The 613-nt window shown below is 48.5% G+C and carries 1 pseudogene; it reads left to right on the forward strand.

Features of this window, described 5'->3' with window-relative positions:
- Positions 1-613, forward strand: a pseudogene (locus R8O11_RS29150) (nuclease); the annotation flags it as partial.

Consider the following 613-nt stretch of genomic DNA (forward strand, 5'->3'; position numbering starts at 1 on the left):
TGAATTACCGCTACAACGAACACCGTCTGATCGCGACGAACGATGTAAATAACACTAACTTTGTGGCAGCGGGTGATGGCTTTGATGTCGAACGTAAAGCGGCGCCAGCTATCGCAGAGTCGGATTTACGCGTTGCAAGCTTTAACGTGCTTAACTACTTCACTTCGGTTGCAGACAGCGGAAACAACAACCCGACAGGCCAAAACCGTGGCGCGACGAATCACGATGAGTTCTTGATCCAACAAGCGAAGATCGTGTCTGCGATGAATAAGATGGATGCTGACATCATTGGTTTGATGGAAGTGGAAAATAACGGCTTCGGTGATGGCAGTGCTGTGCAAAACTTGGTGGATGCATTGAATGCGGAAATCGATGACGCAGACGATCATTACACTTACGTTGAAATCGCAGATAAAGACAAGTACCAAGAAGAGTACTTCGGAAGTGATGCGATCATGGTTGCTATCTTGTACCGCGCGAAAGTGGTCACGCCAAAAGAAGCGGCGAAAGTGATCTTCACGCCAGAGCAGCACATTGCCGAAAACACCATTACCCGTAAAGATGGTGCTGAGAGCAACCCTGCGTACGACAAATACCAACGCCACAGCTTGTT

This window comes from Vibrio sp. 1288, from assembly GCF_033344475.1.